This window comes from Bradyrhizobium sp. NAS96.2 (assembly GCF_001908235.1).
In the GTDB taxonomy this organism is placed as follows: Bacteria; Pseudomonadota; Alphaproteobacteria; order Rhizobiales; family Xanthobacteraceae; genus Bradyrhizobium.
The window spans coordinates 125,963-151,806 of the sequence record NZ_LGHK01000016.1 but is presented as its reverse complement, the minus strand read 5'-3'; the positions used below and the strand labels follow the sequence as shown (position 1 = coordinate 151,806).

Annotated in this window: 30 protein-coding genes and 2 pseudogenes; 12 read left to right on the top strand and 20 right to left on the bottom strand. The window is 61.9% G+C overall.

The window, feature by feature from the left end; genetic code table 11:
- Nucleotides 1-157 precede the first annotated feature (157 nt).
- Together AC628_RS03870 and AC628_RS45125 are read left to right on the top strand one after the other, a co-directional pair.
- Nucleotides 158-922 carry an alcohol dehydrogenase catalytic domain-containing protein gene (locus AC628_RS03870; protein ID WP_245321012.1) on the top strand — a complete coding sequence of 255 codons (765 nt, stop codon included), beginning with the start codon at nt 158-160 and terminating at the stop codon, nt 920-922.
- Nucleotides 919-1,311, top strand: coding sequence for a zinc-binding dehydrogenase (locus tag AC628_RS45125; RefSeq protein WP_245321011.1), 393 nt, complete (start codon nt 919-921; stop codon nt 1,309-1,311). The genes AC628_RS03870 and AC628_RS45125 overlap by 4 nt, the downstream gene beginning before the upstream one ends.
- Nucleotides 1,312-1,356: 45 nt before the next feature.
- Here AC628_RS45125 and AC628_RS03865 read toward each other — a convergent pair whose 3' ends face one another.
- From AC628_RS03865 to AC628_RS41975, 8 genes and pseudogenes are all read right to left on the bottom strand, one after another.
- Nucleotides 1,357-2,061, bottom strand: a complete 705-nt coding sequence (locus tag AC628_RS03865) for an ABC transporter ATP-binding protein (RefSeq protein WP_074125420.1) — start codon at nt 2,059-2,061, stop codon at nt 1,357-1,359.
- A 4-nt stretch (nt 2,062-2,065) separates the two neighbouring features.
- The gene (locus tag AC628_RS03860; protein ID WP_074125419.1) at nt 2,066-2,836 is read right to left on the bottom strand and encodes an ABC transporter ATP-binding protein; all 771 of its coding nucleotides are present in this window, start codon (nt 2,834-2,836) and stop codon (nt 2,066-2,068) included.
- Complete coding sequence (locus AC628_RS03855; protein WP_074125418.1) at nt 2,833-3,819, bottom strand: branched-chain amino acid ABC transporter permease; 987 nt, start codon at nt 3,817-3,819, stop codon at nt 2,833-2,835. The genes AC628_RS03860 and AC628_RS03855 overlap by 4 nt, the downstream gene beginning before the upstream one ends.
- Nucleotides 3,820-3,826: 7 nt before the next feature.
- A complete protein-coding gene (locus AC628_RS03850; RefSeq protein WP_074125417.1) occupies nt 3,827-4,711 on the bottom strand; it encodes a branched-chain amino acid ABC transporter permease in 885 nt (294 codons plus the stop codon).
- 53 nt (nt 4,712-4,764) lie between these two features.
- Nucleotides 4,765-6,018 carry an ABC transporter substrate-binding protein gene (locus tag AC628_RS03845; RefSeq protein WP_074125416.1) on the bottom strand — a complete coding sequence of 418 codons (1,254 nt, stop codon included), beginning with the start codon at nt 6,016-6,018 and terminating at the stop codon, nt 4,765-4,767.
- 67 nt (nt 6,019-6,085) lie between these two features.
- Nucleotides 6,086-8,476 (bottom strand): xanthine dehydrogenase family protein molybdopterin-binding subunit, encoded by a 2,391-nt coding sequence (locus AC628_RS03840; RefSeq protein WP_074125415.1) that lies wholly within the window; start codon nt 8,474-8,476, stop codon nt 6,086-6,088.
- On the bottom strand, nt 8,473-8,958 hold the full coding sequence (locus tag AC628_RS41980) for a (2Fe-2S)-binding protein (RefSeq protein ID WP_083632563.1): 486 nt from the start codon (nt 8,956-8,958) through the stop codon (nt 8,473-8,475). Before AC628_RS41980 ends, AC628_RS03840 begins: the two co-directional genes overlap by 4 nt.
- Nucleotides 8,955-9,837 (bottom strand): annotated as a pseudogene (locus AC628_RS41975) (FAD binding domain-containing protein). Before AC628_RS41975 ends, AC628_RS41980 begins: the two are co-directional and overlap by 4 nt.
- Before the next feature lie 167 nt (nt 9,838-10,004).
- Between AC628_RS41975 and AC628_RS03830 the strand changes: the two are divergent.
- Together AC628_RS03830 and AC628_RS03825 are read left to right on the top strand one after the other, a co-directional pair.
- Nucleotides 10,005-11,099 carry an LLM class flavin-dependent oxidoreductase gene (locus AC628_RS03830; protein WP_074125413.1) on the top strand — a complete coding sequence of 365 codons (1,095 nt, stop codon included), beginning with the start codon at nt 10,005-10,007 and terminating at the stop codon, nt 11,097-11,099.
- A gap of 12 nt (nt 11,100-11,111) precedes the next feature.
- Complete coding sequence (locus AC628_RS03825) at nt 11,112-11,987, top strand: polysaccharide deacetylase family protein (RefSeq protein ID WP_074125412.1); 876 nt, start codon at nt 11,112-11,114, stop codon at nt 11,985-11,987.
- Nucleotides 11,988-11,993: 6 nt separating this feature from the next.
- Here AC628_RS03825 and AC628_RS03820 read toward each other — a convergent pair whose 3' ends face one another.
- From AC628_RS03820 to AC628_RS43730, 5 genes and pseudogenes are all read right to left on the bottom strand, one after another.
- Nucleotides 11,994-12,680 carry a TetR/AcrR family transcriptional regulator gene (locus AC628_RS03820; protein ID WP_074125411.1) on the bottom strand — a complete coding sequence of 229 codons (687 nt, stop codon included), beginning with the start codon at nt 12,678-12,680 and terminating at the stop codon, nt 11,994-11,996.
- Entirely contained in the window at nt 12,677-13,231 is a 555-nt protein-coding gene (locus tag AC628_RS03815) for a flavin reductase family protein (RefSeq protein WP_074125410.1), read from the bottom strand. The genes AC628_RS03820 and AC628_RS03815 overlap by 4 nt, the downstream gene beginning before the upstream one ends.
- A 10-nt stretch (nt 13,232-13,241) precedes the next feature.
- Complete coding sequence (locus tag AC628_RS03810) at nt 13,242-14,399, bottom strand: acyl-CoA dehydrogenase family protein (protein WP_502689532.1); 1,158 nt, start codon at nt 14,397-14,399, stop codon at nt 13,242-13,244.
- 402 nt (nt 14,400-14,801) lie between these two features.
- Nucleotides 14,802-14,909: pseudogene (locus AC628_RS45120) on the bottom strand (GNAT family N-acetyltransferase); the annotation flags it as partial.
- Between the two features lie 59 nt (nt 14,910-14,968).
- Nucleotides 14,969-15,130 carry a hypothetical protein gene (locus AC628_RS43730; protein WP_168193300.1) on the bottom strand — a complete coding sequence of 54 codons (162 nt, stop codon included), beginning with the start codon at nt 15,128-15,130 and terminating at the stop codon, nt 14,969-14,971.
- Nucleotides 15,131-16,338: 1,208 nt separating this feature from the next.
- Between AC628_RS43730 and AC628_RS03800 the strand changes: the two genes are divergently transcribed.
- Nucleotides 16,339-16,524: a hypothetical protein gene (locus AC628_RS03800; protein ID WP_074125408.1), complete on the top strand. Its 186-nt coding sequence runs from the start codon at nt 16,339-16,341 to the stop codon at nt 16,522-16,524.
- A 21-nt stretch (nt 16,525-16,545) separates the two neighbouring features.
- Here AC628_RS03800 and AC628_RS03795 read toward each other — a convergent pair whose 3' ends face one another.
- Nucleotides 16,546-16,848: a hypothetical protein gene (locus AC628_RS03795; RefSeq protein WP_143201432.1), complete on the bottom strand. Its 303-nt coding sequence runs from the start codon at nt 16,846-16,848 to the stop codon at nt 16,546-16,548.
- 202 nt (nt 16,849-17,050) lie between these two features.
- Here AC628_RS03795 and AC628_RS03790 point away from each other — a divergent pair, with 202 nt between their 5' ends.
- Nucleotides 17,051-17,311: a hypothetical protein gene (locus tag AC628_RS03790; protein WP_074125406.1), complete on the top strand. Its 261-nt coding sequence runs from the start codon at nt 17,051-17,053 to the stop codon at nt 17,309-17,311.
- Between the two features lie 25 nt (nt 17,312-17,336).
- Here AC628_RS03790 and AC628_RS03785 read toward each other — a convergent pair whose 3' ends face one another.
- A complete protein-coding gene (locus AC628_RS03785) occupies nt 17,337-17,690 on the bottom strand; it encodes a phasin (RefSeq protein ID WP_021080362.1) in 354 nt (117 codons plus the stop codon).
- A 241-nt stretch (nt 17,691-17,931) separates the two neighbouring features.
- Between AC628_RS03785 and AC628_RS03780 the strand changes: the two genes are divergently transcribed.
- Nucleotides 17,932-18,117, top strand: coding sequence for a hypothetical protein (locus tag AC628_RS03780; RefSeq protein WP_050419149.1), 186 nt, complete (start codon nt 17,932-17,934; stop codon nt 18,115-18,117).
- A 13-nt stretch (nt 18,118-18,130) separates the two neighbouring features.
- Here the strand turns inward: AC628_RS03780 and AC628_RS03775 are convergent, their stop codons facing one another.
- The 3 genes from AC628_RS03775 to AC628_RS03765 form a co-directional block, all read right to left on the bottom strand.
- Nucleotides 18,131-18,334, bottom strand: coding sequence for a hypothetical protein (locus AC628_RS03775; protein ID WP_074125405.1), 204 nt, complete (start codon nt 18,332-18,334; stop codon nt 18,131-18,133).
- Nucleotides 18,335-18,478: 144 nt separating this feature from the next.
- Nucleotides 18,479-19,612 carry an alpha-hydroxy acid oxidase gene (locus tag AC628_RS03770; RefSeq protein ID WP_074125404.1) on the bottom strand — a complete coding sequence of 378 codons (1,134 nt, stop codon included), beginning with the start codon at nt 19,610-19,612 and terminating at the stop codon, nt 18,479-18,481.
- A gap of 165 nt (nt 19,613-19,777) precedes the next feature.
- Complete coding sequence (locus AC628_RS03765) at nt 19,778-20,797, bottom strand: GlxA family transcriptional regulator (RefSeq protein ID WP_074125403.1); 1,020 nt, start codon at nt 20,795-20,797, stop codon at nt 19,778-19,780.
- 63 nt (nt 20,798-20,860) lie between these two features.
- Between AC628_RS03765 and AC628_RS03760 the strand changes: the two genes are divergently transcribed.
- The 4 genes from AC628_RS03760 to AC628_RS03745 all read left to right on the top strand — a co-directional run bounded on the left by AC628_RS03760 (nt 20,861) and on the right by AC628_RS03745 (nt 23,961).
- On the top strand, nt 20,861-21,571 hold the full coding sequence (locus AC628_RS03760) for a hypothetical protein (protein WP_074125492.1): 711 nt from the start codon (nt 20,861-20,863) through the stop codon (nt 21,569-21,571).
- Entirely contained in the window at nt 21,571-22,863 is a 1,293-nt protein-coding gene (locus AC628_RS03755; RefSeq protein ID WP_074125402.1) for an MFS transporter, read from the top strand. Before AC628_RS03760 ends, AC628_RS03755 begins: the two co-directional genes overlap by 1 nt.
- 94 nt (nt 22,864-22,957) lie before the next feature.
- The gene (locus AC628_RS03750) at nt 22,958-23,644 is read left to right on the top strand and encodes a YqcI/YcgG family protein (RefSeq protein ID WP_245321021.1); all 687 of its coding nucleotides are present in this window, start codon (nt 22,958-22,960) and stop codon (nt 23,642-23,644) included.
- A complete protein-coding gene (locus AC628_RS03745; RefSeq protein WP_074125400.1) occupies nt 23,641-23,961 on the top strand; it encodes a cupin domain-containing protein in 321 nt (106 codons plus the stop codon). The genes AC628_RS03750 and AC628_RS03745 overlap by 4 nt, the downstream gene beginning before the upstream one ends.
- 23 nt (nt 23,962-23,984) lie before the next feature.
- On the opposite strand, the gene AC628_RS45115 is transcribed toward AC628_RS03745, so the two are convergent.
- Entirely contained in the window at nt 23,985-24,167 is a 183-nt protein-coding gene (locus AC628_RS45115) for a hypothetical protein (RefSeq protein ID WP_074125399.1), read from the bottom strand.
- A gap of 52 nt (nt 24,168-24,219) precedes the next feature.
- Here AC628_RS45115 and AC628_RS03735 point away from each other — a divergent pair, with 52 nt between their 5' ends.
- The gene (locus AC628_RS03735) at nt 24,220-24,378 is read left to right on the top strand and encodes a hypothetical protein (RefSeq protein ID WP_245321010.1); all 159 of its coding nucleotides are present in this window, start codon (nt 24,220-24,222) and stop codon (nt 24,376-24,378) included.
- Between the two features lie 138 nt (nt 24,379-24,516).
- Here AC628_RS03735 and AC628_RS03730 read toward each other — a convergent pair whose 3' ends face one another.
- On the bottom strand, nt 24,517-25,779 hold the full coding sequence (locus AC628_RS03730) for a CaiB/BaiF CoA transferase family protein (protein ID WP_074125397.1): 1,263 nt from the start codon (nt 25,777-25,779) through the stop codon (nt 24,517-24,519).
- Nucleotides 25,780-25,844 lie beyond the last annotated feature (65 nt).

Below are 25,844 nucleotides of genomic sequence, written 5' to 3'. Positions count from 1 at the left end.
CAACATCAACCGCGCGACCAAGTATAGGCCGCGTAAGAACGTTTTGCGACGCGCTTGCTGCCGTGCAGCAAAGCGAGCTCCCCCCAATGCCGGCCATCGGATGCTCGCGGCAACCCGTCGTTTCGCGCTAGGCTGCCAGGCAAAAGAGGAAGCGCCCATGTATCAGCCGCCCGGCGTCAAGACATCGTCCGACCTTCCCGTCTCCGACCTGATGAAAGCCTGGGTCCTTGGTGACCCCGACCAGCTCCACCTTTCCGAGAAGCCGACGCCCGTCCCGTCGCGCGCCGAAGTGCTGGTGCGTATCGACGCGGTTGCGATTTGCGCCACTGATCTGGAAATCATCCATGCCGGGTCGCCGGCAAGCATTCAGGGCGGCCTGCCCTTCAACAAGAACTTCACGCCGGGCCACGAGTACATGGGCACGGTTGCCGCACTCGGGCCTGACGTCGACGAATTCAGGATCGGTGAACGGGTCAGCGTCGAAATCCATGCCGGCTGCGGCCAATGCAAACGCTGCCGCCAGGGCATGTACACGTCGTGTCTCAACTACGGAAAGCCCGACAAAGGGCACCGCGCCAACGGCTTTACGACCGATGGCGGGTTCGCCGAATACGCGGTCAACCATATCAACACACTGGCGCGCGTCCCGGATACGATGAGCGACGCGGAAGCGACGCTCGTGGTGACTGCCGGGACATCGATGTATGGCTTGACGGAATTTGGGGGGATTGGCGGCCGGCGAGAGCGTCGTGGTGATTGGCCCAGGGCCGATCGGACTTCTCGCAGTAGCTGTGGCCAAGGCGCTCGGCGCAAGCCCGGTCATCCTGACCGGCACGCGCAACAAGCGGCTGGCGATCGGCGGGGAATTGGGGGGCCGATCGCGTCATCAACATCAACGATGAAAACGCCGTTGAGGTCGTGAAGCAACTAACAGGTGGGATTGGCGCCGGCTATGTCGTCGAATGTGCCGGCACCGACGCGACACTCAACCAGGCCATTCACATGACCAATCGCGGCGGCAAGATCTGCCTGGCCGCCTTTCCGCATGAAGCCGCCACGCTGGACATTGCCCATCTCGTGCGGAACAACATTTACGCCTACGGCATCCGCGGCGAAGGCCGCAGCGCCATGCATCGCGCGATGGAACTGATGGCGGCGAAACGGTTCGATGCGACGAAGATCCACACGCATACGTTTCCGCTGGCCGACCTGCCGACGGCGCTCAGATATGCGCGGGATCGTGTCGACGACGCGATCAAGGTCGTGGTGACGAATCGCAAGGCCGACGCGATCGCGCGCCCCGCCGAGTGAGGTCCGTCCGGGGCTGCGCGGAGGAGCGCTGCCTGGAAAGCCTGCTCACACCGAGCAGTATCGCTCCTTGATCTCCTCGTCGGCCAGCAACGCTTGCGCCGACGCCTGATGCACCACGGAGCCTTGATCCAGGACATAGGCACGATCGGCGATGCCCAGCGCGAGTTCGACGTTCTGCTCGACCAGCAGAACCGTTGTTCCTTGTGCCTTCATGCTCCGGAACAGTTCGAACATCTCGTCGACCAGGACGGGCATGATGCCCTCCGAAGGCTCATCCAGCATGATCAGGTCGGGCTTTGCGATCATCGCCCGCGCGATCGCCAGCATCTGCTGCTCGCCGCCGGACATCGTCACCGCCTCTTGATCCATGCGCTCGGCCAGCCGCGGGAATATCACGGCGATCTCATCGAGCAGCTCGGCTTCCCGCTTCTTCGCAGGTGACGCGACCAGGCCGAGCCGAAGATTCTCCCGGACCGACAGGCCTTGCACAATACGACGCTCTTCGGGAACATAGGCCAGGCCCAGCGCGAAGCGCACATGCGCAGGCTGGCGCAGCAGCTCCTCCCCCTTGAAGCTGACCGAGCCGCGTGTCCGCCCCATCAAGCCCATGATCGATTTCAGCGTCGTCGTCTTGCCGGCTCCATTGCGGCCGATAAGGCAAACGATCTCGCCTTTGGTCACCTCGAGACCGATGTCCTGCAACGCGTGGCTTGCCCCATACCAGGCATTGAGCTTGCTGACCTGCAGCATCCTGTCAGTGCTCCCGCTGACCGAGATAGACACGTTTCACCGCCTCGTTCTGCCGGACCTCCTGCGGCGTGCCCTCGGCAAGCAGCTCTCCATGATGCAGCACGAGGATGCGGTCGCTGATCCCGAGTACCAGCTTCATCTTGTGCTCGACGAGGATGACTGTGCGCTCTTTTGCGAGCTTCACGATCAGATCCATCATGGTCCGGGTTTCCTCCGGACTCATGCCGGCCGTGGGCTCGTCCAGCAGCAGCAACCGGGGTTGGCTCGCGAGCGCCATGCCGATCTCCAGCGCCCGCTGCTCGCCGTGCGCCAGCGTCTTGGCGGCGCGTTCTCGGGATTCCCACAGCCCGACCAATGCAAGCAATTCGTCCGCCCGCTCGACCAGTTCGGTCAGGCGCGCACGGGGACGCCAGATGTCGTATCGCGACACCAGCGCCTGCAGACCGACACGGATGTTCTCACGCGTCGTGAGCTGCGGAAACACGCTGGTGATCTGAAAGGATTTTGCGATCCCCATGTGAGCAAAGCGATGCTGCGGCAAGCCCGTGACATCCCTGCCCTCGAACTCGACGCTGCCCTTCGTCGGCTGAAAGGCGCCGCACAGCAAGTTGAAGTAAGTGCTCTTTCCAGCCCCGTTCGGACCAATGATGGAGGTGATCGCTCCTCTGGAAAACTCGGCCGAGATGTTGTTCAGGGCGACAAACTTCCCGAACGTCTTGCCGACCCCCCTGGTGCGCAGAATGATTTCGCTGACTTGACCTGCTGCGGTCGTCATCGCTTGCCCCGCGCGATCAGCGTGCCCCAGATCCCGGCGGGGAAGAACAGCACGCATGCAATGAAGATGGCGCCAACGATCAGTTGCCAATGAACGGTCCACACGGAGACGATGTTCTCCAGGACCAGGAAGACCGCCGCGCCGACCATCGGCCCGAAGAACGTCCCCATGCCGCCCAGGAGCGCGATCATCACGACCAGGCCCGACGTCTCATAATGCAGGATCTCGATCGGAACGATCGACAGGTGCAGAGCTTGCAGCGCACCCGCAAGACCGCAGAAACCGCCAGACAGGACGAAGGTAAGCAATCGCGTCAAAGTCACGTCATAGCCCGATGCGCGGGCACGCATCTCATTCTCCCGCACCGCTTCAATGACGGCACCGAATGGTGACGCGAGAATGCGCGACATCACAAAGAATGCGGCTATCACGAACGCCGCGATGACGTAATACCGGACCATCGGATTGATGAAATCGATCCGCAGGCCGAACAGATCGATGGTGCGGACATTGATGCCGCGCAGGCCGTTTTCGCCGCCGGTCAGATCAACCGCCTGATAGAAGAGGTAATAGACACACTGCGACAGAGCCATTGTGACCATGGCGAAGTAGATGCCGCGGGTCCTGATTGCGAGTACGCCAATCAACAGTGCCATGAGCAGCCCACCGGCGATCCCGGCCGCAATCGCCGCATACCACGGCCAACCGAAGTGCACGATGGCGATGCCACAGAGATAGGCACCGGTTCCGAACAGCGCCGCGTGCCCGAACGACAAGAGACCCAGATAACCAAACACGAGGTTGAATCCGAGGGCGTACAGCCCGTAGATCAGAATGTTCACGGCGAGCGCCGTGAACGGCATCACCAACGGGAAGATCAGGATGACCGCCGCAACGATGCTAGCGCGATGTCGCGTTGCGAACTCGTACCAACCACCCGTCGTGGCCCGAGGCTGTTTGATCGATTGAGTGGTTTCGGTCATGCCGGGCTCAGCTCATCAATCCGGCGCGGCCGAAAAAGCCCTGGGGGCGAACAATAAGGACGATCGCCATCAGGGCAAAGATCGAGACCTTGGCCATCTCGGGGGCAAACAGCGAGGTCATGCTGACCACCACACCGACCAGGAGGCCCGCCAATACGGCACCGCCGATCGACCCCATCCCTCCAACGACCGTCACCACGAACGCCTCGGCGAGAATCGTGCCGCCCATCTCCGGAATGACGCCCTGGAGCGGAGCAGCCAACAGGCCGGCGAAGCCCGCAATCGCGGTGCCTATCCCGAACACGATCAACCAGACCCTGGAAACATCGACCCCAAGAACGCGGACGATCTGCGGATCGCGCGCACCGGCGCGGATAATCAGCCCGAAACTGGTCTTCTCCAGGAACAGCCACAGCGCCAGTAGAACGACGGCCGTCGCGCCTATCACAAATAGACGGTAGAGCGGGAAATAGCCGACGCCGATGTCGACGGCGCCCTGCAGGACCTCGGGCGTATCGAACGGATAGCCGGTCTTGCCAAAGGCAATGCGCACGCATTCGACCATCACGTAGCTCAACCCGAAGGTCAGCAACAGCGGATAGTCGATGCCGCGGCCGTAAAGCGGCCGGATTAACACGCGCTCAACGGCAAGGCCGAACAGTCCAATCGCGATCGGCACAGCCACGAGGCAAATCCAGAAATTGCCTCCGATCGAGATCAGATAAAGTCCGACATAGGCGCCGACCATGTAGAAGGCGCCATGGGCGAAGTTGACGACCGTCAGCATCCCGAAGATCAGCGAGAGGCCGATTGCAAACAGCACGTAGATTGCGCCGAGCGCTAACCCGGCAAACAGCTGCAGCGCAATCAGGTCAAGGCTCAGGCCCGCCATTTGTCCCCCTCAGCACAACGCGCACCGCTTTGCAGCGCGCGCCAGCGCATGGCTCAGCTCTTGTGACCGAGCGCCTCACAGGTGCGCAGGTACTTCTCGTTAGGCTCTTCGGTCGACAGGACCTCGAATACGTCGGACTCGTTCTTCATGTCCTTGGACTTCGACTTGATGACGAGCACCGACTGCACCGACTGGTGATCGCATTTGCGATAGTATTGCGGTCCCTTGTAGTAGTCGTACTTCAAGGCTTCCAGTGCCGCGACGACCTTGTCGGTCTCCACGCTGCCCGCGCCCTTGACCGCCTCGAGCACGGCCCGCACGCCGCCATAGCCGAGCGCACCATAGTCGGTGGGCAGCTTGCCGTCATACATCTTGCGGAATGCATCGTTGAACGCCTTGGTCGAGGCGAACTTGTCTTCGATGCCCCAATAGAACGAGCAGCCGCCGACGACGCCTTCGAATGCCTGGGGTCCCGCGGCGACGCGGCTAGCATGCGAGAGCAATGGTGCAATAATCTGGATCGACTTCTTGATGCCGAAGTCGGTTGCCTGCTTCAGCGCGATTTGCTGATCGCGGCCGAAATTGCTGATGCAGAGAATGTCGGGCTTGAGCGCCTGGAGACGCGGCAGCAGGGTGGAGAAGTCCGTCGTTCCCAAGGGATGGCGGATGTCGCCGAGGTTTTCGATGTTGAATTCCTTGCCGACCTCGAGGAAGCCGCGAACCATCTCGTGACCGTAGGCGTAATCCGCCGTGAGGAACGCAACCTTCTTGCCGAACTTGGCGAAGGCATAGCGGCCGACCGCGCCTGACGTCATGTGCGGGTTCAGCGCTTCGTGGAACGTGTATTTGCTGAAGTCAGCGGCCTCGTTGATGGCGTCGGACTGGCTGATCGAATTGAAGATGACGCCGCGTTCCTTGGTGACGTTGTTGATCGCGAGCTGCACCGCCGCCGACAGACTGCCGACGACGAAATTCACCTTCTCCTTCTCGACCAGCTCCAATGTCCGCGTCGCCGCTTCACCGGGATTGAGCTTGTCGTCGCGCACGACCAACTCGGCCTTGCGGCCGTTGAGACCGCCGGCGTCATTGAATTGGGCGACGGCCAGCTGACCGGCCCGCACCTGATCCTGGGCCTCGGCGCCATAGGGACCGGTCAAGGGAACAGGGAAACCGATCTTGATCGGTGCTTCCTCTGCCTGCAGCAGATTGATGCGAAAGGGCGAGACGGCGAGAGCGGCGCCGGCGCTTGCCGTCGTCAGCAGACGACGCCGCGATATCGATCCGGCTTTGGTGACCTTCTTCGTCATGACTATCCTCCCCAAGAACTGTCTGTGTTTTGCTTATCGCCTTGTCTTTGCCCGGAACGTCTCCACCTCAGATTCGTCCCAAGGCCGTCAGGATAACCTGAGGCGTGAGCGGAATCTCGGTAATTGTTGCGCCGAACGGCCGCAGCGCATCATTGACCGCGTTAGCAACCGCGGCTGCCGCACCGGCCGTGCCCGCCTCGCCCGCCCCTTTGGCTCCCAGCTCCGATTCCAGTGTCGGCGACACCACGTGGCCAATGTCGATATCGGGCATCTCGCCGGACATCGGGACCAGATAGTCTGCCATGTTGGCGTTGGTCAGCTGACCACGCTCGTCATAGATACACTTCTCGAACAGCGCCGCGCCGAGCCCTTGTACGACCCCGCCCCGGATCTGCTCGTCGACCAGTTGCGGGTTGATGATGGTGCCGCAGTCTTCGACAACCCAATGCTTCAGCAACGTCACGAACCCGGTCTCGGTGTCGACCTCAAGCCACGAGGCCTGAACCCCGTTGGTAAACGCAAAGGGATACTGGCGCGGCACGAAATGCCGTGTCGCCATCAACTCGGGCTGGATGCCCGGCGGGAGGGTATCGGGTCGAAAATAGACGATCCGCGCCAGCTCGGTCAGCGCGATCCGCGACTCGCCGTCGTCCGCATTGACGATACGGTTGTCGACGATATCGAGCCCGGCCGGCGTCGATTGCAGGATGGCTGCGGCGACATCCAGAACATTCTGGCGCAGAGCCTTGGCCGCCTGCAACGCGGCTTCGCCGCCGATGCCGGCGCCGCGCGAGGCCCAGGTGCCGCCGCCATAGGGCGTATTGTCGGTGTCGCCCAGGGTCACGCGGACCCGGTCCATCGAGACGCCAAGCACACTGCCGACGATCTGGGCCGTCAGCGACTCCGACCCCTGCCCCTGCTCCGTGATGCTCGTCTGGCAGATCACCGAGCCCTGCGCATCGAGCCGAACCGCAACGCCGTCCTGCGATGAAATCTTCGCGCCGCCGACGCCGTAAAAGGCGGCACTGGGATTGGTGACCTCGATGAAGCTCGCGATTCCGATGCCCCGATAGACGTTCTGGGCTCGCAAGGCTGCCTGCTCGGCACGCAATGCGTCGTAGTCCATCATCTGAAGCAGCTTGGCCAACGAAGCATGATGCGAAAGCTGCTCGAACTTCATGCCCGAGGGGGATGCACAAGGATAGGCATCGTCGGCGATTAGGTTGCGCCGGCGGATCTCGACGGGGTCCATGCCGATCTTTGCCGCGGCCAAATCGACCAGGCCTTCGGTGACCGAACAGGCAATCGGGTGTCCGACCGCGCGGTACTGGCACATCACGTTCTTGTTCTGGAACACGACACGCGCCCGCGCCCGATAGTTCGCCGTGACATACGGCCCGCCAACCAGATTGACCACCTGATTGGCCTCGATGGCGCTGGTGCGCGGATACATCGAATAGGGACCGATCCCCGTCAGGTCATCAATCTCGAAGGCCGTGATGGTGCCGTCCGGTCTGACGCCGATCCGCCCCCTGCATCGATGATCGCGGGCGTGAATGTCCGTGTTGAAGCTTTCGATACGGTCAGCCACGAATTTGACCGGCCGGCGCAACAGCTTCGATAGCGCGTATGTCGCCATTTCGTCGGCATAGATGTGAACCTTGATGCCGAAAGAGCCGCCGACATCCTTGCAGACCACCCGGACCTGCGCTTCCCGTAAACCGAGATGAAGGGCCGCGATGTTCTGCACCATGTGGGGCGCCTGCGTGCCCTGATAGATCGTGAGCCGCGCCTCGGCCGGATTCCAGTCGGCAACCACTGCACGCGGTTCAAGCGTCACGCCGGTGTGCCGCCCGAATACGAATTCGGCCTCGACGACTTCGGACTCCGACAATGCGTGGTCGACGTCGCCGGCATCGAGTGTCCGTTCAAAGGCAAGATTATCACCGAGCGAGGCGTGAATGACAGGCGTTGCGGGGTCGAGCGCAGTGCGCATGTCGGTGACCGCCGCGAGTTCCTCGTAATCGACGGCAATATGCTCCATGGCATCTTCAGCCGCCGCACGGCTGGTCGCGACAATCGCTGCAACCGCTTCTCCCTGCCAGCAGACCCGGTCGACTGCGATCGCGTGCTGCGGCGCGGACTTCAATCCCTTCAGATGCGAGAGCACACCGACCCACGGCGTGATGACGGCCTCGAGCTCCCGCCCCGTCACGACGGCAATGACGCCGGACATACGCTTGGCCGCGTCGGCATCGATCGCCACGATTCTGGCGTAGGCATGCGGCGACCGTAGGAAGACCACGTGCACCATCCACGGCAACTCCAGGTCACTGACGTATTGTCCGCGCCCTTGCAGCAACCTGTCCAGGTTGGGTCGCGGCACCGTCTTGCCGATATAGGAATTCGGGCGATCGAGCACCGAAACTGACTCTGCTGGCGCACGGGTCACAGTCATGCCGGCCGCTCCGCACGCGCCCTGGCTGTCGCCTCCACAGCGTCCACGATGGCCTGATAGCCGGTGCAGCGGCAATAATTGCCAGAGAGATGCTCGCGGATTTCTTGCCGATCAGGTGCCGGCGAATGCTTCAGCAGATCCTGCGCCGTTATCAGCATCCCGGGCGTGCAGTAGCCGCACTGCAATGCATTGCGTTCGCGAAATGCCGTCTGGAGATCGGCGATTTCACCGCTGTCGGACAGCCCCTCAATGGTCTCGACTGACGCGCCGTGCGCCTGGACCGTCAGCATCAGGCAGGAGCGGACGATCTCGCCATCGATCCGGACGGTGCAGGCACCGCAGACGCCGTGCTCGCAACCGACATGCGTTCCGGTCAGCTTGAGGTTTTCCCGGAGAAAGTCAGCGAGGTTGAGCCGCGGCAGCACAACGGCATCGATCGGCTCGCCGTTGACCAGCAGCGAGACCGATACCGGAGCGCTCACTTGGCCACTCCGATTTCCAGTTCGGGCCGCGCGAGCAAAGCGGCCACGCAGCGCCGGAGCAAGACAGTGGCGAGGTGTCGGCGCATGGCCGCGGTAGCCTGCTGATCCGTCCGGGGGGTCGAGTTCGTTGGTCAGCGTCGTCGCAGCTTCCGCCAGCAATCCGGGATTCACGGACGCATTGATCAGCTTGCTGGCGGCGGCTGCCAGCAGAGGCCGATCGCCAACCGCAAAGAAGCCCAGCCGAAGATCCGAGAACCGGCTAGCAGCAACAACAGCACGCGCGGCGAGACCAACGATGGCGTAGTCACCATGCCGCCGGGCGTATTCCTGAAAAAAGAACGTCGAGCCTTGGTCGGAGACTGGCACCTCGATCGCGACAAGCAATTCGTCCGGTGATAGTGCCGTTTCGTAAATTCCTTTGAAAAATTCGGTCGCAGCAATCCGCCGCTCGCCCGTCGGACCGCGAGCAACGATCGTGGCGTCAAGCGCCACGACACAGGCCGGCAGCTCCGACGCGGGATCGGCGTGAGCGAGGCTTCCGCCAATCGTTCCGCGGTTGCGGATTGCAGGATGGGCAACGTGGCTGACGGCATCCCGCAACAGCGGAGCGTGCTGCGCAATCTCCGGCGATCTGAGCAAGTCGACATGCCGGGTCAGCGCGCCAACGATGAGGACGTCTCCCCTCACGGCAATGCCGCGCAACTCGGCGAGGCCGCCGATATCGACCAGAATCTCCGGGGACAGAAGCCGCAGGTTCATCGCCGGCATCAGGCTCTGGCCGCCCGACAGAACCTTCGCCTTGTCGCCATGCACGGCAAGCAACTCCAGCGCATTCACGACGCTGGTCGCGCGGGCGTAGGCGAAAGCCGCAGCTTTCATGTGGGCGTGGCCTCCCGGCCCAATTTTGGTTTGCCAGATTAGAGGGCCGCCTGTTCAAAGGTCAAGCTTGTTTATCGAGTGATTATTTGCGTGTCAGGGCTTGTCTTCACCTTGGGAAGGCCGCAGGTTCCTTGCCAACTAAAGTTCAACGAGCAGGGAGGCGGATCATGAAGCTCGGGTTCTTTACGATGCCGATCCATCCTCTCGACAAGGACTGGCGGCAATCGCTGCGGGAGGATCGGGAAGCGTTCCTGCTTGCGGATGAGCTCGGGTTCACGGAAGCGTATGTCGGCGAGCATGTCACGGACAAGGCCGAGAACATCACCTCCAGCATCGCGTTCATTGCCTGGCTCGCAGCGGCAACCAAACAGATCAAGCTTGGAACCGGCACGATCAATATGCCGAATACCCATCCGGCAGCGGTCGCAGCATCTGTCGCCATGCTTGATCACATGCTTGATGGCCGTCTCATATTTGGAATAAGCCCTGGTGGATTGCTGTCCGACGCGGAAATCTTTGGCAATCTCGACGCTGACCGCAATGCCATGTTCCTCGAGGCAATCAATCAGGTCCTCGACATCTGGGCCGGCAAGCCACCCTATGATCTGCAGGGCAAATATTGGAATGTCTCGGTCAGAAAGACTCTGATCGAGGATATCGGTCAGGGAATCGTCGCGCGCCCGTTGCAGGCTCCACACCCGCCGATCGTGGTGACCGCGGTCGCGCCGTTCTCAAAGGGCGTCACCGAGGCCGCTGCGCGCGGCTGGGATCCGATCTCGGCAAACTTCCTGATGCCCGCCTGGGTCAAGAGTCACTGGCCCAAATACGTCGAGGGCTGCGAGCGCGTAGGCCGGGCGGCCAACTCCGCCAATTGGCGCGTCGCCAAGAGCGTGTTCGTGGCAGAGGACGCCGCAACAGCGAAGGCCTATGCTACGTCGCCTGAGAGTCCCTATGTGTACTATTATCACCAGCTGTTCACGAAGCTAAAGCGCAGCGGCCGGCTCGAACTGTTCAAAACGCGGCGGGACCAGCCCGATGCGGAGGTCACGCTGGAGTCGATCTGCGACAAGCTCATCATCTACGGCACGCCCGAAAGCGTGGCCGACCAGTTGCTGGCGTTCCGGCAGGAGATCGGCCATTTCGGAACCTTGCTCTATGCCGGGAAGGACTGGAAGGATCGCGAGCTTGGCCGCCAATCGATGATCCTGATGGCCGAGAAGGTCTTGCCGCGCATCAATGCCGCCGGCGGCTCATCGACGTGAAGGAGTTTCGACGTGGCTTTCACTGATCGTATTCCGTACCAGGCACAGGTCGACCGGCCGAAGCTGACACTGCCTGATGGTAAGAAGCTTGCCGTCTGGGTTATCCTCAATGTCGAGGAATGGCGCATCGAGAATCCGATGCCGCGTACCGTGCTGAGCCCGCCGATGGGCCAGCCGCTGTTGCCCGACGTGCCGAACTGGTCTTGGCATGAATACGGCATGCGTGCCGGCTTCTGGCGGCAATTCAAGGCCCTCACCGACCGAAAGATACCGGTGACGCTGGCTGCGAATGCCAACGTCTGCAACAGCTATCCGCGCGTCGCGTCGGCGGCGCTCGAGGCGGGCTTCGAATTCATGGGACACGGATTCGTCCAGGGACCGATGCACAAGGTGGAGAACCAGGCGGATGCAATCAAGCGCGCGGTCGACACCATTGCCGGATTCACCGGCAAGCCACCGCGATCATGGGAGAGCCCGGGCCTGACCGAAACCGAAGAAACGCTCGACCTCCTGCGCCTCAACGGGATCGAATACGTGGCCGATTGGGTGATCGACGATCTTCCGCAGGAGATCGCCACGCCGCATGGAACTGTGACGACAATTCCCTATTCGGTCGAGACCAATGACATTGTCATTCACGCGCTGCAGCACCTGCCGTCGGAACAGTTCCTGACGCGCTGCACCGACCAGTTCGATCGGCTGTATCTCGAAGGCGCGGAGAATGCCCGTATCATGGCGATTTCGGTGCATCCCTACATCACTGGGGTCCCGCATCGAATCAAGTACCTTGAAGCCCTGTTCGATTACGTCATCGGCCATGACGGCGTGGCGCTCATGACGGCGAGCGAGATCGGCGACTGGTATCGAGATCAGATGGCGCCGAAGTAATCCGGCTCAGCCGACGACCTTGATCGGCGCCCTCCGTCGATCTGTCGCGCTCTCCGCCATCCGCTCAAATCCCGCGAGGAAGATGTCCAGCGCGTCACTGATCATCTGCGCCTTATCCTCGAGGACAGGCGCTTCGTAGATGTATTTGCGTACCCCGTAATAGAAAATGCCGCCGTGAAACACCCAGGCCAGTTCCAGTTCGGCAGCGCTGGGCCGGCTCTGCGCTGCGAGGCCGGCGTCGTGGCGGCACTCCCTGAGAATGCGGGTCAGGATCTTGTCCTTGACCATGCCAACATACCAGCGATTGATATCGAGACCCTTCAGGCCCGAGTAAAGGTAGATCCTCAGCCATCTTCGGTTGAAGATAGCGTCTGTATAAACTTCGTAGAACTCTTGCAGCCGCTCGCGGAGCGGACGAGATCGATCGGACAGCAATTTCTCCCAGCCGATTTCAAGGGGTTCGAGATAGACCTTGCGGTAGACCTCCTTGATGAGATCGTCCTTGCTCGGAAAATAGCGGTAAAGCAACGGCTGGGTCACACCGAGTTTGCGAGCGAGGGCACGCGTGCCGCCGCCGAACCCCTCCTCCGCAAAGAGCTCAGTCGCCTTGGTGACGAATTCACTGCGACGGTCGTCAGCTGATAGTCGCTTCTGCTTGGTACGAGCTCGCTTGACGGGCATCTTTCGATTCATGATGGCTTGTCACCATCGTCGGCCAAGAACCGGCCAAAACCTCCCCGTGAAAACAACAGCGGACTGTTCACGCTGTAAGCATAGGCTTCCACCGCGCCCAGGAAAATGACGTGATCACCGCCGTAGTAGCGGTTGGCGGCACGGCACTGGAAATTTGCCACCACGTCGGCAAGCACTGGAGCGTTCCCGAGGCCTGGAGTCCAGCTTACACCCGCAAACTTGTCACCCGACGATTTGGCAAACTGCATCGCCAACGTCTGCTGCGACGCATCGAGAACATTGACCGTGAAGTGGCTGGCATTCTGGAAGATCGGCAGCCCCTGCGAAAACATCCCCAGGCTCCACAGCACCAGCGGCGGATTGAGCGACACTGACGCGAAGGAATTGCAAGTAATTCCGTACGGCCGTCCTTCGACCGACATCGCGGTGACGATCGTTACACCGGTCGCAAACGTACCGAGCGCATTGCGGAAGTCACGGGGATCGATCGTCGAACTGTCGCTTGCGAGCTCGCTGGCCGGATCCGGTGGATGTTTGGGAGCGTCGGACATCCGGCCAGCCTCAAAGCGTCAGGTTTTCTGACGGCAGCCCAAGCGCCACCCGCCCGTAATTGGTGCCTGCCGCGTCGAAATTGAAGGCAAGATGCGAGTTCACCGCATGCGCATCGCGGAATTGACGCTGCAATGCACCTGATGTGAACAGGCTGCGCGCCCCGCTCGCCGCGAACAGAAGAGACACCGCTTCAGTGCACAGATTGACCGCGAACGCGCCATCGCGCCGGAGCTTCGTCTTCGCAGCAATACCCGGGATGTCGCCACGCCGAACTTCCGCAAGCACCTCGACGCAGTTGGTGCGCATGATCAGCCGCGCGGCATCTATCTTCGCCGACGCTTCAGCGATCTTGATTTGTGTGCTCTGCAGATCCCCGATCTTGGCCCGATTGTATGTCGAGGCGCGGTATCGCGCGATCTCGACATAATCATCAAGGCAAGCCTGGGCATTTCCCAGGCCGACTCCGGACAATACGTAGGGAAATAACGAGAAAACCGGAAGCATGTAGAGCGCGTTCGGATTGACAACGCTGCCTGGTGTTGCACCACCGGCAAGATCGCTGACGGCAACCGTCATATGCTCGGGAACGAATGCGTCAGCCACCCGCACATCGTTCGACCCGGTTCCACGCAAACCGGCGGCATTCCAGGTGTCGTCGATGCTGTAGTCCCGCCTGTTCAGCAGGAACAGCCGATACTCGACACCATCGGCCTCATCATCCGAAGCAACCACGCTCGCGAGCATGTTCCACCCGCATGCTTCTACCCCGGATGAGAACGGCCAATGACCACTCAGCACGTACCCGCCACTCGTCTTCCTGGCGCGACCTGCCGGAAAGACAAAGGAAGACGCGATCAGCGTGGCCGGATCCTCCCCCCATACCGCGCTCTGCGCTTCCGGCGCGAACATACCCAGCATCCAGTGGTGGCTCGCAAGATTGGCAAAGTTCCACGAAACCGAAGCGTCGCCTTGCCCCAGAGCGTCAGCGCAGTCGACGAGCGCAACGTAGTCGAGTTCGCTCCCTCCAACACGCTTCGGCTGCAGGATTCGAAAGAGCCCGCTATCATGCAGATCCCGCTCTGTCTCCGCTGGCAACCGGCGCAGCTCTTCGGTGCGCGCCGCCCGTTCTCGCAAGGCCGGCACAAGCCCTCTCGCTCGGGCCACCATCAGCGAGTAAAGATCCCGGTCCGGCCCTGGCGGCACCTTCGCGTCGAGCCCGCGGCCAACCTCAACCATGGTCTCTTCCTTTGTTCGATCTCCAAGTCTTTCGCGCGATCGGGCCGATCGGCTCAGTTTATCGAGCGATCACCAGAGATCAAGACGTGCAAACGTTCGCTCCGCCAATTCGAGGCACGGAATCGACAACCGCCACCACCCGTTAAGGGAACCCATGCGAGGCAGGTCACTCCAAACACTCTCCCGCCGGAATTCGATGTGGGTCCGAGCTCCGGCTGACACCCGAGGCTTGCCGAAGGAGCCGCCTGCGAACCCGGAAACGCAAAAAGGCCCGGCCATTCGACCACCGGGCTCGCTACGTCGCCGAACTGTTGCCCTATCCTCCTCCGAGGATTAGACGAGCTCCTTTCGCCAATACAGCGTGTGGTGCCATGCCCAGGGCGAGACCGGTTCGAAGAGCCTATAGCCCAGCCGGATAAAGTTATTGGCCGAAAAAATGTTGATCGCGCTTCGCGTGTGACTGCGCGCAAGCGAGCGTATCTGCGTAATCGTCTTCGCCATTACTTCTCCTGCCAATCGGACGGGAGATATTCACTCGGAGCCGTGTCCGCGTGATCCGGTTCGGGATCGGGCAACGCCGAGCGAAATGCGATCGTGGGAAAGTCCGTCCGTTCGCAATCTCTGCGCGGGCGCGGGATGAACTGGATGATCTCGGCGCTCATGCGAACTCCGACAGGGCGATGGCAACCAAGCCCGCGAGCGCGAGCGATATCAGATAAGCCGTCATGAGAACCTCGTTGATCGACCTTCAGCGCGCGATACGACCATGGAATGAATGTGCGGCAGATCGCGCAGCGGGCGGCGATCTTTGGGGCGCGAACCTTATCCCTGACGAGTGGGGCCGCTGGCGGCGCCGGCTTTCGCCGCGCCGCAGGACCGGCGCGTTCGCGCGCGCCGGTCAATTCGTTGCTTGTTCAATGGTTCGGACGGCGGCGCGCTGACGACGCTCAGGCGACGGGCTGGGAGGATGTGGCGTCGTGACGTTGCGGCCGCCGTCCGATTAGTGAAACGGCAAACAAAAAGCCCGCCGCGGATCGCTCCGCGCGGGCTCAACAATTTCTGATTTTCCGATTATGCCCCTGAGTTGCCCGACGTGTCAACCGTTTTTGCAAGCTGCATGCGATCGACAAAAATGCAACGCGCCAGCTGTTGCAGCGGCTCGCACACTTTTGCGGTGGGATTTTCAAGACCGAGGTAAGATGGTTTTAAGACCCCACCCGGCATTCATCGCAACGGCAGTCATTGCAGTATCTGTAGCCATAGAAAGAATTGTGCGGCAGATCGCGCAGCGGGCGGCGATCTTTGGGGCGCGAACCTTATCCCTGACGAGCCGCGGGCGGCGCCGGCTTTCGCCGCGCCGCAGGACCGGCGCGTTCGCGCGCGCCGGTCAATTCGTTGCTTGTTCAATGGTTCGGACGGCAGCGCGCTGACGACGCTCAGGCGACGGGCTGGGAGGATGTGGCGTCGTGACGTTGCGGCCGCCGTCCGATTGGTGAAACGGCAAACAAAAAGCCCGCCGCGGATTGCTCCGTGCGGGCTCAACAATTTCTGATTTTCAGATTATGCCCTTGAGTTGCCCGACGTGTCAACCGGTTCTTGCGAGCTGAATGTGATCGGTAAAATATGATGCGTCGGCTTCGACGGTGAGAAACCTCCTTCACCGAAAGTCCGCGCGTGATGCCGGAATCGTAACACGAGCCGGCGCCGATCACCTTATGCTTGTTGCGATGATGTCAGTGTGCCGCTGAGTTGCCCGACGCGTCAAGCGGACGAGCGGCAAGCAGCGCTTGTATCGACATCAGGACAGTTTTTTGGCTCGCGTCAGTTCAACCGACCCGCGCCGCCGTTAGATTGCAGGGAGGAAGCGCCGATGTATTTCGTTGCTGCCGTGCTCGCGGTCCTGTCCGGCCTGTTCTATGCCGCGGGCCATCACCAGATCGGCTCCATCGGTGCCACCATGTGCCAGTATGGTGGCATCTTCTGCGACAGCCCGGTGCTGGTTCTCGTCGGTGCGGGGTTCGCCGCGGCGTGGGGCATGCTCGTCAGCGTGCGCTGATCATCCCACGAACGCCCGCATCTACTGCGGCGGGATCGGGTTTGCCGGTTGAGCAGGCTTTGGGCCGGGCGGAGCAGGTTCAATCGGCGCCCTGGGCTCGGTCGGCATCACCTTTGCGCCAGCCGCACGTGCGGCCTCGCCAGTCGTCGAGTAATTGGCGGAAGCGGCGGGCTGCACCTTCGGCTTGCTCCACGGACCGTGGTCGACGACCAGCATGCCCAACACGCCGAGGATCGCAACCACCGCCGCAACCATCAGCGGCGTGCCACCATGCCGATTTCGATGCCTGATCGGACGGCCATCCGATATGCCATGCGCCTGCATTGTCATCATCGTCTCCTCCACGGAAACAAGCCGCGACCGGCGCGTAAGTTTCCGGTTCCCCGATGTGAAAGCGAGACATGTTGGTGGAACCAATCCATAGCCACCGAATTTCCACGATATGCGGCCGCTACCGGCCGTTCAAAGCACGCCGGATTGCCAAAGGTGACGGCACCTGGCCTTCAGTGAAATCGCGGCACGGCACATGAGCTCCGAAACACCCGAGTCTCCGCTTCAGCCCACGCTCGGTGAGCGAGCGATCGACACTGCAACGGATCTTTCGCGAACCATCACCGAGGTGTCTGACGGACTTCGCGCGGCCGCCGATCGCCTCAGCGAGGCGATCGCAAGCTCGCGCCGGCCGGGCGGGGCCCTCGCCACGGTCAGCGCGGTCACGCGCGAAGCGCCACTCGCAAGTCTGTTCGTTGCGTTTCTGCTCGGCATTGCCGTCGCGCGCCGACGCTAGGCGTCGATGCGCGACGAGGACTGTCCTAGAATTTGCCCTTGGTGGCGTCCTTGGTTGCGGACATCACGCTTCCGCTGATCTGCCGCATATGTTCGCCGGCATTGGTGAACTGGCTGCGCAGGAATTCCGACTGGATCCGCATCGCCTCCTGCAGATCGGTCGCGTGCACGAGCTTGCGCGCATGCTCGAACGCCGCCTTCATGTTCTGCTCGGTGAACGACAGCGCCTGTTTGGAAATCTCGGTACCGGTGCCCGGCATCGCCGTCATCGACTTGCTCGCGGCATCAAAGAACAGGCTGAAGGCCTGTTCGGCCTGGTCGATGGTCTTTTCCGCGAGATCGCGGAGCTCGGCGGGAACTTCAAGCTTCGGTTCAATCATGATCGCGCCCCCTGAAATAAGCGTCGGCAGACGTTAGCATAGATTGTGACGGCGTCAGCGCCGTATCGCCAACGATGAGAGACCCCGCTCCCTCCGGCGACCGAGGAAAAATTACCTAGCAGCGACAGGACTGCGCCATCGCCGGATTCCAATCATGTCAGCACTGTGGCATAGTGATTCGGCCTCGTCGTTGGTCGCGTTCGCGTCTCGTCTCGCGTCTCTTGGGGAATAAGGGGATCCGATGCTGCGCGCCGTTCGTCCGACACCGACCTGCACCCGCTTCAAGACCAGCATAGAGATGCCGTGCATGAAGTGCGGCACACAGATGCGGCTTGCCTTGATCGAACCGCGCGACCAGGTCTACGACGTGCTGACCTATCAGTGCGCGCCCTGCAATTCCGGCGAAAGCTTCCTGAACGCTCGCTAGGCTGCCGGCACGTTCAGTCGTTCAGCACCGCGGCTCCCGCTTCCGTCAGCTCGGGCTCGCCGTCATGCAATTCGACCAGACCAAGCTCGGTGAGGATGTCCAGATCCTCGTCGCTGACCGGTGACAATTTGAGCCTGCCGGCCTGGATATCCCGAAGGATCCAGCGCAAGCCGATGGCGCGCTCGAGTGAAAATTCAGCGAATGGATTGTTAGCCATTCGCCTCGACTAGTGCCGCATTTGGATCAGACTTTGTCTTTGCCGCGGCGGCTTCATGGACAGCACAGATTGATAGCGAGCTGGCGCGATCGAGGCATCCGGCGCCCCCATCGCATCATCGCTCCAGGTGTCTCTCGCTGCGGCTCAGTACCGATAGGGATCGATATCGAGCAGCGGGAATGCGCTGAACACGCTCGGCAGATTGGTCGGCGTCGCCGGATGCAAATAGGACTTGTCCAGTTCGGCGAAGCTCGTGACGCCGAGCAGCCCGAGGCAGCGGATCACCTCGTCCTCCAGCAATTCAAGCATCCGGACGATGCCGGCCTCGCCGGCCGCGGCGAGCGCCCAGCATTGCAGACGGCCGATCCCGACAAGGTCGGCCCCCGAGACGATGGCCTTGACGATGTCGGTGCCGCGGCAGATCGAGCCATCGACCATGATCTTGGCACGGCCGGCGACGGCCTGGACGATCTCGGGCAGGACATGCATGGACCCACGGCCGTGGTCGAGCTGCCGTCCGCCATGATTTGAGACGTAGATCCAATCGACCCCGTGATCGAGCGCGATCCTCGCGTCTTCGGCGGTGGCTATACCCTTGAGTATCAGCGGAATCTTGAACTTGTCCTTGATCAACTTCACCGTCCGCCATTCCAGCCCCTTCTGGAAATCGCCGCCGGTGGCGCGGATACGGCTTTCGCGGACGTAGCGCTTGGCGATGTCGCGCTCGCGCCGGCTGTAATGGGCGGTGTCCACGGTGAGGCAGAACGCGGCGTAACCGTTGTCGATGCTACGGCTGACCACATCCTCGACGAAAGCATCGTCGCCGCGCACATAGAGCTGGAAGATGCGCAAGGCATCCGGCGCCGCCTTGGCGGTATTCTCCAGCCCGGGCTCGGACACCGAGCTCAGCATATGCGCCGCCCCGAACGTTCCCGCGCCGCGCGCAACGGCCGCGCCCGCGTCGGGATCGAAGATCTCAAGCGCACCGACCGGCGCGATCATCACGGGAAGTCGGAGCTTGCGGCCGAAGACCTCGGTTGAGGGATCGACATTGATGACGTTGCGCAGGACGCGCGGCCGGAACGCAATCTCGTCGAGCGCCATCCTGTTGCGGCGCATCGTGGTCTCGGTCTCCGAGGCGCCGACGATGTAGTCCCAGGCGTTCTGATTCAGCTTGGCGCGGGCCTTTTGCGCGAATTCGTGCAGGTTCTGGTATTCCTCGCCGCTGGCGCCGAGCTCGACATTGCGCGCCTGCTGAATGGGGGTCCCGTCATTCATGGTGTTTCTTCTCCCGATTTGGCCGGCACATTAGCCGCAGACAAACCGGAAAAGCTACCACCTTGACCCACGAATCCGGCCAGCGAAGGCCAGCTATACGCCTGTGAGATAGATCGGATTTCGACGCAACGCCGCCACCTCCGGATTGACCTTGCTCGCTGCCTGCTAGCTGCCCGAAAACCGGTTTCGGTACTCGGTCGGCGACACGCCGAGATGACGCAGGAAGGCCCGCCGCATTCGTTCGTCATCGCCAAACCCCGCGCGCTTGGCGACCTCGACGACGCCGCCGATCTGGCGGCTTTCGAGCAGCAAGCGCGCGGTCTCCACACGCAGCGCCTCGACACCGCTTGCAGGTGTCATGCCGGTGCGGCTGACATAGGTCCGAGCAAAGGTGCGTGGCGTCATCCCGGCCTTTTCCGCCAGCGTCTCGACCTTGAGGTCATCAGTGATATTCTCGATGATCCAGGCATGCAACGCGCTGAAGCGTCCCTCGACGTCCGAGGCCTGGGCCGCAAGGACGGTCGAGAACTGGCTCTGGCCGCCCGGCCGTTTCAGAAACACCACAAGTCTGCGCGCGACGTCGAGCGCGATGGTGTGTCCGAAATCCTCCTCGATCATCGCGAGCGCCAGATCGATGCCCGCGCTGACACCCGCCGACGACCAGACATGTCCGTCCTTGACGAAAATCGCGTTGGGCTCGACGCGGATATTGGGAAAGCTGTCCTGCAAACGAGGACAATAGCGCCAGTGCGTTGCAGCACGCTTGCCGTCCAGAATTCCGGTCCAGGCCAGCGCGAATGCGCCGAGGCAAACCGATGCGATACGGCGCGCCTTCGGCAGCGCCTTCGCAATCCAGTCCATCAACTCGGCGTCGTTGCGGATCTTCCAGATGCCGGGCCCGCCGGGGATCACCAGCGTGTCGACCTCGGCAGGCGAAACACTGGCGATCGGCGCCGTGTCGATCATCATGCCGACATCGGTCGGTACCAAGCCACCAGACGTCGACAGATAGGATAGCGAGTAGTCCGGCCCGGGCAGTTCGATCGCCTCCAGCTCTGCGAACACCTGCGCCGGCCCCGAGATGTCAAGCAAGGTCACGCCCGGAAAGGCAACGATCGCGATCCGCCGCGTCGCTTTCCTGTCGCGCGGCTCAGGCCGGGGCGGTTTGGCAGCTTTCGAGGGCATATTGTCCTTTAAGCCATTCGAGGCCGCCCTGTATAGCTCGCGATGGAATTCTGGAGTTCTGCCATGTCGCGACATCTGGGCAGCGGGTACGGGGCGATCAAATCGCCGTGGGCGGATTACGCAATCTACAGTCTACCCGACGCCTCCCGGATCGAAGCCTGCGACCGTCAGCCGCTGATGGACGCCATGAACGGCATCATCGCCGTCAACTGGCAGGCCACCGAGCCGCACTGGACAGCAACCTCGTCACCCTTCGACAAGAAGTACAGCCTGATCCTCGTCTATGACGGCTCCGGCCTCGTGGCCTTCTCGGTCTACCGCATCCTGCAGATGTCGGCCGGACTTGGAATCTATCGCAGCGGCACCGAAGTGCTCCCGGCGCACCAGGGACGCGGCTTGTACGGCTTCTTCACGGCAGAAGTTCTGAAATGCTCAGGCGCCGCGCGAGGCGACGGCAACGTGCTCTACGGCTGGCGCACCCGCAATCCGATCGTCTGGGCAGCGAACGCTAAGATTTGCGAAAAAGTGTCTCCATCACTGCTCGATGATGCGCAGGACCCGGCACTGCAGGCGGCCTGTGTCGAGATGTGCACTTCGCTCTATCCGGGCAAGCCGCTCGAACTGCCTGATATGATCATGCGTGGCGCTTACGGCCACATTAAGCACCATCGGCAGGCCTATCATGGCACCGCGTCGCTGGTCGATGCCGCGATGTCGCAAAAGATTCCGAATTCAGCGGATGCCCTTTTCTCGGTGGGTTACGCGAGGGTGTGATGTCGATGCTCGGACAACAAGCCATTTACGCCCCGACGTCGCGCTTCACCGATCGCGCTTATCTCGCCTGGACGGCCGTGGCGATCGCCTATGCCATCGCGTTCCTGCAGCGCGTGTCGCCGCAATCGGTCAGCCTCAGTTTCATGCACGACTTCAACACCGACGCCGCCGGTGTTGCGATGCTGGCCTCGAGCTACTTCTGGGGCTACACCTTGATGCAGATTCCGGCCGGCCTTCTGGTCGATCGTTACGGCGTCAAGCGCGTCGTGCTCGTCAGCATGATCGCCTCGTCGCTTGGCAGTGCGGCGTTCGCGCTGGCGCCGAACCTGCTCGACGTCTTTGCTGCCCGTCTGATCGTCGCCTGCGGCGATGCGCTGGTCTTTACCGCACTGCTGAAGCTCGTCGCACAGAGCTTTGCCGACGAGCGGTTCGGCATGATGTCGGGCATTTCACAGGTCTCCGGCTATGTCGGCGGCGTGATCGCGACCACACCGCTCGCCGCCGCCGTCTCGGGGTTCGGCTGGCGGGCCTGTTTCCTGTTCATCGCCTGCATCGGCCTCGCCAACCTCGCCTTCGCCAAGGTCACGCTCAAGCCTGATCCGGCCTCGCACAGCAACAAGACGCTGAAGGGCGTCGTGATCGCCGCGCGGCAATCGCTGGCCCATATCGCGAACTGGGGTTGCGCGATGACGTTTGCGTCGCACTTCGCGGTCGTGACGACGTTGTCGGGTGTCTGGGGCATCCCGATGGTCGCCCACTTCTTCCATATCTCCCCAACGGCTGCCGGCACGCCGCTGCTCGCCTTCATGATCGGCAATGCACTCGGCTCGATCTTCCTCGGTCACGCCGCCGATCGTGCTGCCGCGGCGCTCAGCCGCGCGCTGATCGGCATCTGCGTGTTGCGCATGCTGCTGATCGCGATGCTGCTGCCGCCGGTCGCCCAGACATTCGGTCTCGCCTACGTCACCGTCGTGTTCACGATCCTGGGCCTCGTCGCCGGCGGCACCGTCCCGCTGGTGCTGAAATGCGTCAAGAAGCTCTACACCTCCGACTTGATCGGCGTGGGTGCTTCCGTGAACACCACCGCCGCCGGGATCTTCGCCGGCGTCTCGCAGCCGATCATCGGCTTTGCGATGCTTACCGCCAGCAACGCCTCCGGCACCGACGCCATACACAACGCGGCCGCGATCGGTGACGGCGGTTACAGCGCCTTGATCGTCATTCTGCTTCTGATGTCGCTGCTAGGCATTGCCGGACCGCTGATGATGAGAAGCAAGTTGATAGCTCGTTAGTGTCGTTATGAGTGTAGGGGGTGTTATGGAGCGCTTGTTCTTGAGAAGAGGCGACGTTGCGTCGAACTTTCCGGTCAGCAGCTGGCAGAGCGTGATGTTCTCCGAGTTTGAAGCGCAGATGAGCAGCGAGGCAAGACCGTTCCCTTGCGTGTTCGGGGTGACTGGACATCGCCAGGATCAGCTCCGCTACCTGTTCCTCGATCCGTATGATGTCGCGGTGCTCGGCGAACAGCTCGCACAATATGTTTCGGAGGCGCGTTCTTTCGGTCCCAACACATCGTTGATCGTGTTCACGCGCCCCCGCCCGGTGCAGACGCTCGACGCCTACTATCGCAAGATGTGGCTGACGCTCGACCAACTCGCGCGTCTGGACAAGAATCCGTGGCCATCAGACATTCCGGAACAGATCGACCACCCGATGTGGGAGTTCTCGTTTGCGGGCGAGCCGATCTTCGTCGTGTGCACGACGCCCGCCCATGTGATGCGCCAAAGCCGCCGATCCAGCGCCTTCATGCTCACGTTCCAGCCGCGCTGGGTATTCGAGAAGATCCTCGGGACCGAAAAGGCGGCGAACGCCGCATTCGCCGAGGTGCGCAAGCGCCTGATCCCGTACGACAGCGCGAGCCCCTCTCCGCTTCTTGGCCGCTACGGCGCGACCGATGGCCGCGAATATCTGCAGTACTTCCTGCACGACGACAACACTGCGAGCGGAGGCTGCCCGTTTGCCAAGCTCGCGCAGAACAAGACGGCACCGATCGCGAACAAGGAACAGGCAGCATGACCCAGATCATCGCCGGCACGAAGACTGAATTTGCCATCGATCCGGAGATCCTGAACCTGCTCCCGGCCCAGGGTTCCGTTGAGCTGCAGCACGATGCGGCCGGCAAGGTGCATCAATTCCATACCCATCCGGTCGATGAAATCCTGATGATCATCAGCGGCCGGCTGAACTTCATCTGGGACGGCGGTGAGCGGGTGGTCGGTGCCGGTGACACCATCTTTCTGCCGGCCGGTACCCGACATCAATCCGAAGCGCTCGAGGGCGGTGCGATCTACGTAATCGCGACGCAGCCGCCCGCCAAGCCGATGAACAACTGACATTCAGGGAAAACGCGAACACCTCAGGACAGTGAAGGATCGCGCGGCGGGTTAACCGCCAAACGTTCGACCAGCGCGATGACCTCGGAACGTTGGCCGGGCGCAAGTCGAAGGAGAGCCTTCAAGAGTCGCAGGCTTTCCAGTGTTTCGCTCGATGGAGCTCCGAGCTTCTCCTGCAGCTCTGCAACATATGTGGGATTTTTCATCTCGCACCTTAAGTGAGGATTACGAATGGCATACCCAGGTAAGCGTGAAGGCTTGGCCCAGAAGGTCGACACCGCAGCTCAAGAGGCCGAACGCCTCGGCCTGACCACGGCAACCTTGATACTCCGGATGGCACGCCTCGAGATCGATCGGGCGGAGCCCGAGGAGATTGAAAGTATGCCAAGGAACAACTTGCGCAGCAAGCCGAACTGAGCTCCGGACACGGGCCGGTTCCAGAGTCCGCCGGTCCGCACCGAGGCCGTGAACGACGTCGCACGAGGCGAGAGGCTTTGCTCTCGCCTGCCGTCAGGTTGTTTTACGTGTATTTGATCTTTGGTGCAGACTGACCGGCTAGCCGGTGCTGCCTGCCTTGCCGAACGCGCCCGCCTCGGCCAACGCGGCGATGCGCCTGTCGTCATAGCCGAGCGTCTTGTTTAGCACATCCCTGGTGTGCTGACCGAGCAGCGGCGCCGCGACGGGATCGACCGTCGGCGTCAGGCTCATACTGACCGGCGACTCGATGTTCGGAACCGAGCCGGCGGTTGGATGCGCGATCTTGCTGAGGCGATCACGATCGCGCACTTCCGGCGCGTTGAACCCTTCCTCGACGGTGCGCAGATATCCCACCGGGATGTTGGCCTTCTTCATCTTCGCCATCCAGTGCTCGAGCGTGTCGCCAGCAAAAACGCTGGCGATGATGCCGCGCAGCTTCTCCTTGTTGGCAGACCGCGCCTTGCGGTGAGCAAACTCGGGGTCGGTGACGAGATCCGGACGTTCAAGCACGTCGGTGACAAGCCGGCGATAGAGCCGGTCGTTGGCGCAGGCCATATAGAGCGGACCATCGGACGCCCGGTAGACGCCGACGGTCGGCGAACCGTTCGGAGAGTTGCCGAAACGGCCGGGGTTGTTGCCATTGATAAGATAGGCCATGCCATAGAAGCCAGTCATCGACACTGCAGTGTCGATCAGCGCGACCTCGACCTGCTGTCCGCGACCGAGCCGATCCCGCGCAATCAGCGCCAGCAGGATGGCGTTGCAGGCCGACATGCCGGTCGCCATGTCCACTATCGGCGGCCCGGTACGCACCGGTTCGCCGTCAGGAAAGCCGTTGAGCGACATGAAGCCGCTTTCGGCCTGCGTGATCGGGTCGAAGCCCGGGCGCAGCGCGAAATCGCCTTTGCGGCCGTAGGCCGAGATCGAGCAATAGATCAGCCGCGGATTGGTCCCCGCCACCGACGCATAATCGAGGCCGAATTTCTTCATTACGCCGCCGGAGAAATTCTCCACCACGACGTCGGCCTTGGCAATCAGCGCGCGCGCGATTTCGAGCGCAGCCGGATTGTTGAAATCGAGCGCGATGCCGCGCTTGTTGCGGTTGAGGCTCAGATACGCTGCGCTCTCGCCGCCGATTTCCGCGTGCTCGTAGGCGCGCGTGTCGTCCCCGCCGTCCGGATTCTCGATCTTGATGACCTCGGCCCCGAAGTCGGCCAGCGTTTGGGTGCAGGCCGGGCCGGCGACGACGCGGGTGAAGTCGACAACCAGCAGGCCATCGAGCGCCGTCGGAACTCCCTCTCCGCGCGGCGCGCGCCCTGGCAATTCTGGTCTGGTCATGATCCGGCGCTTCCTCTGTTATTTTGTCAGGCGAAATACGACGGCCCCTGCCAGGACCGGCACTGCAC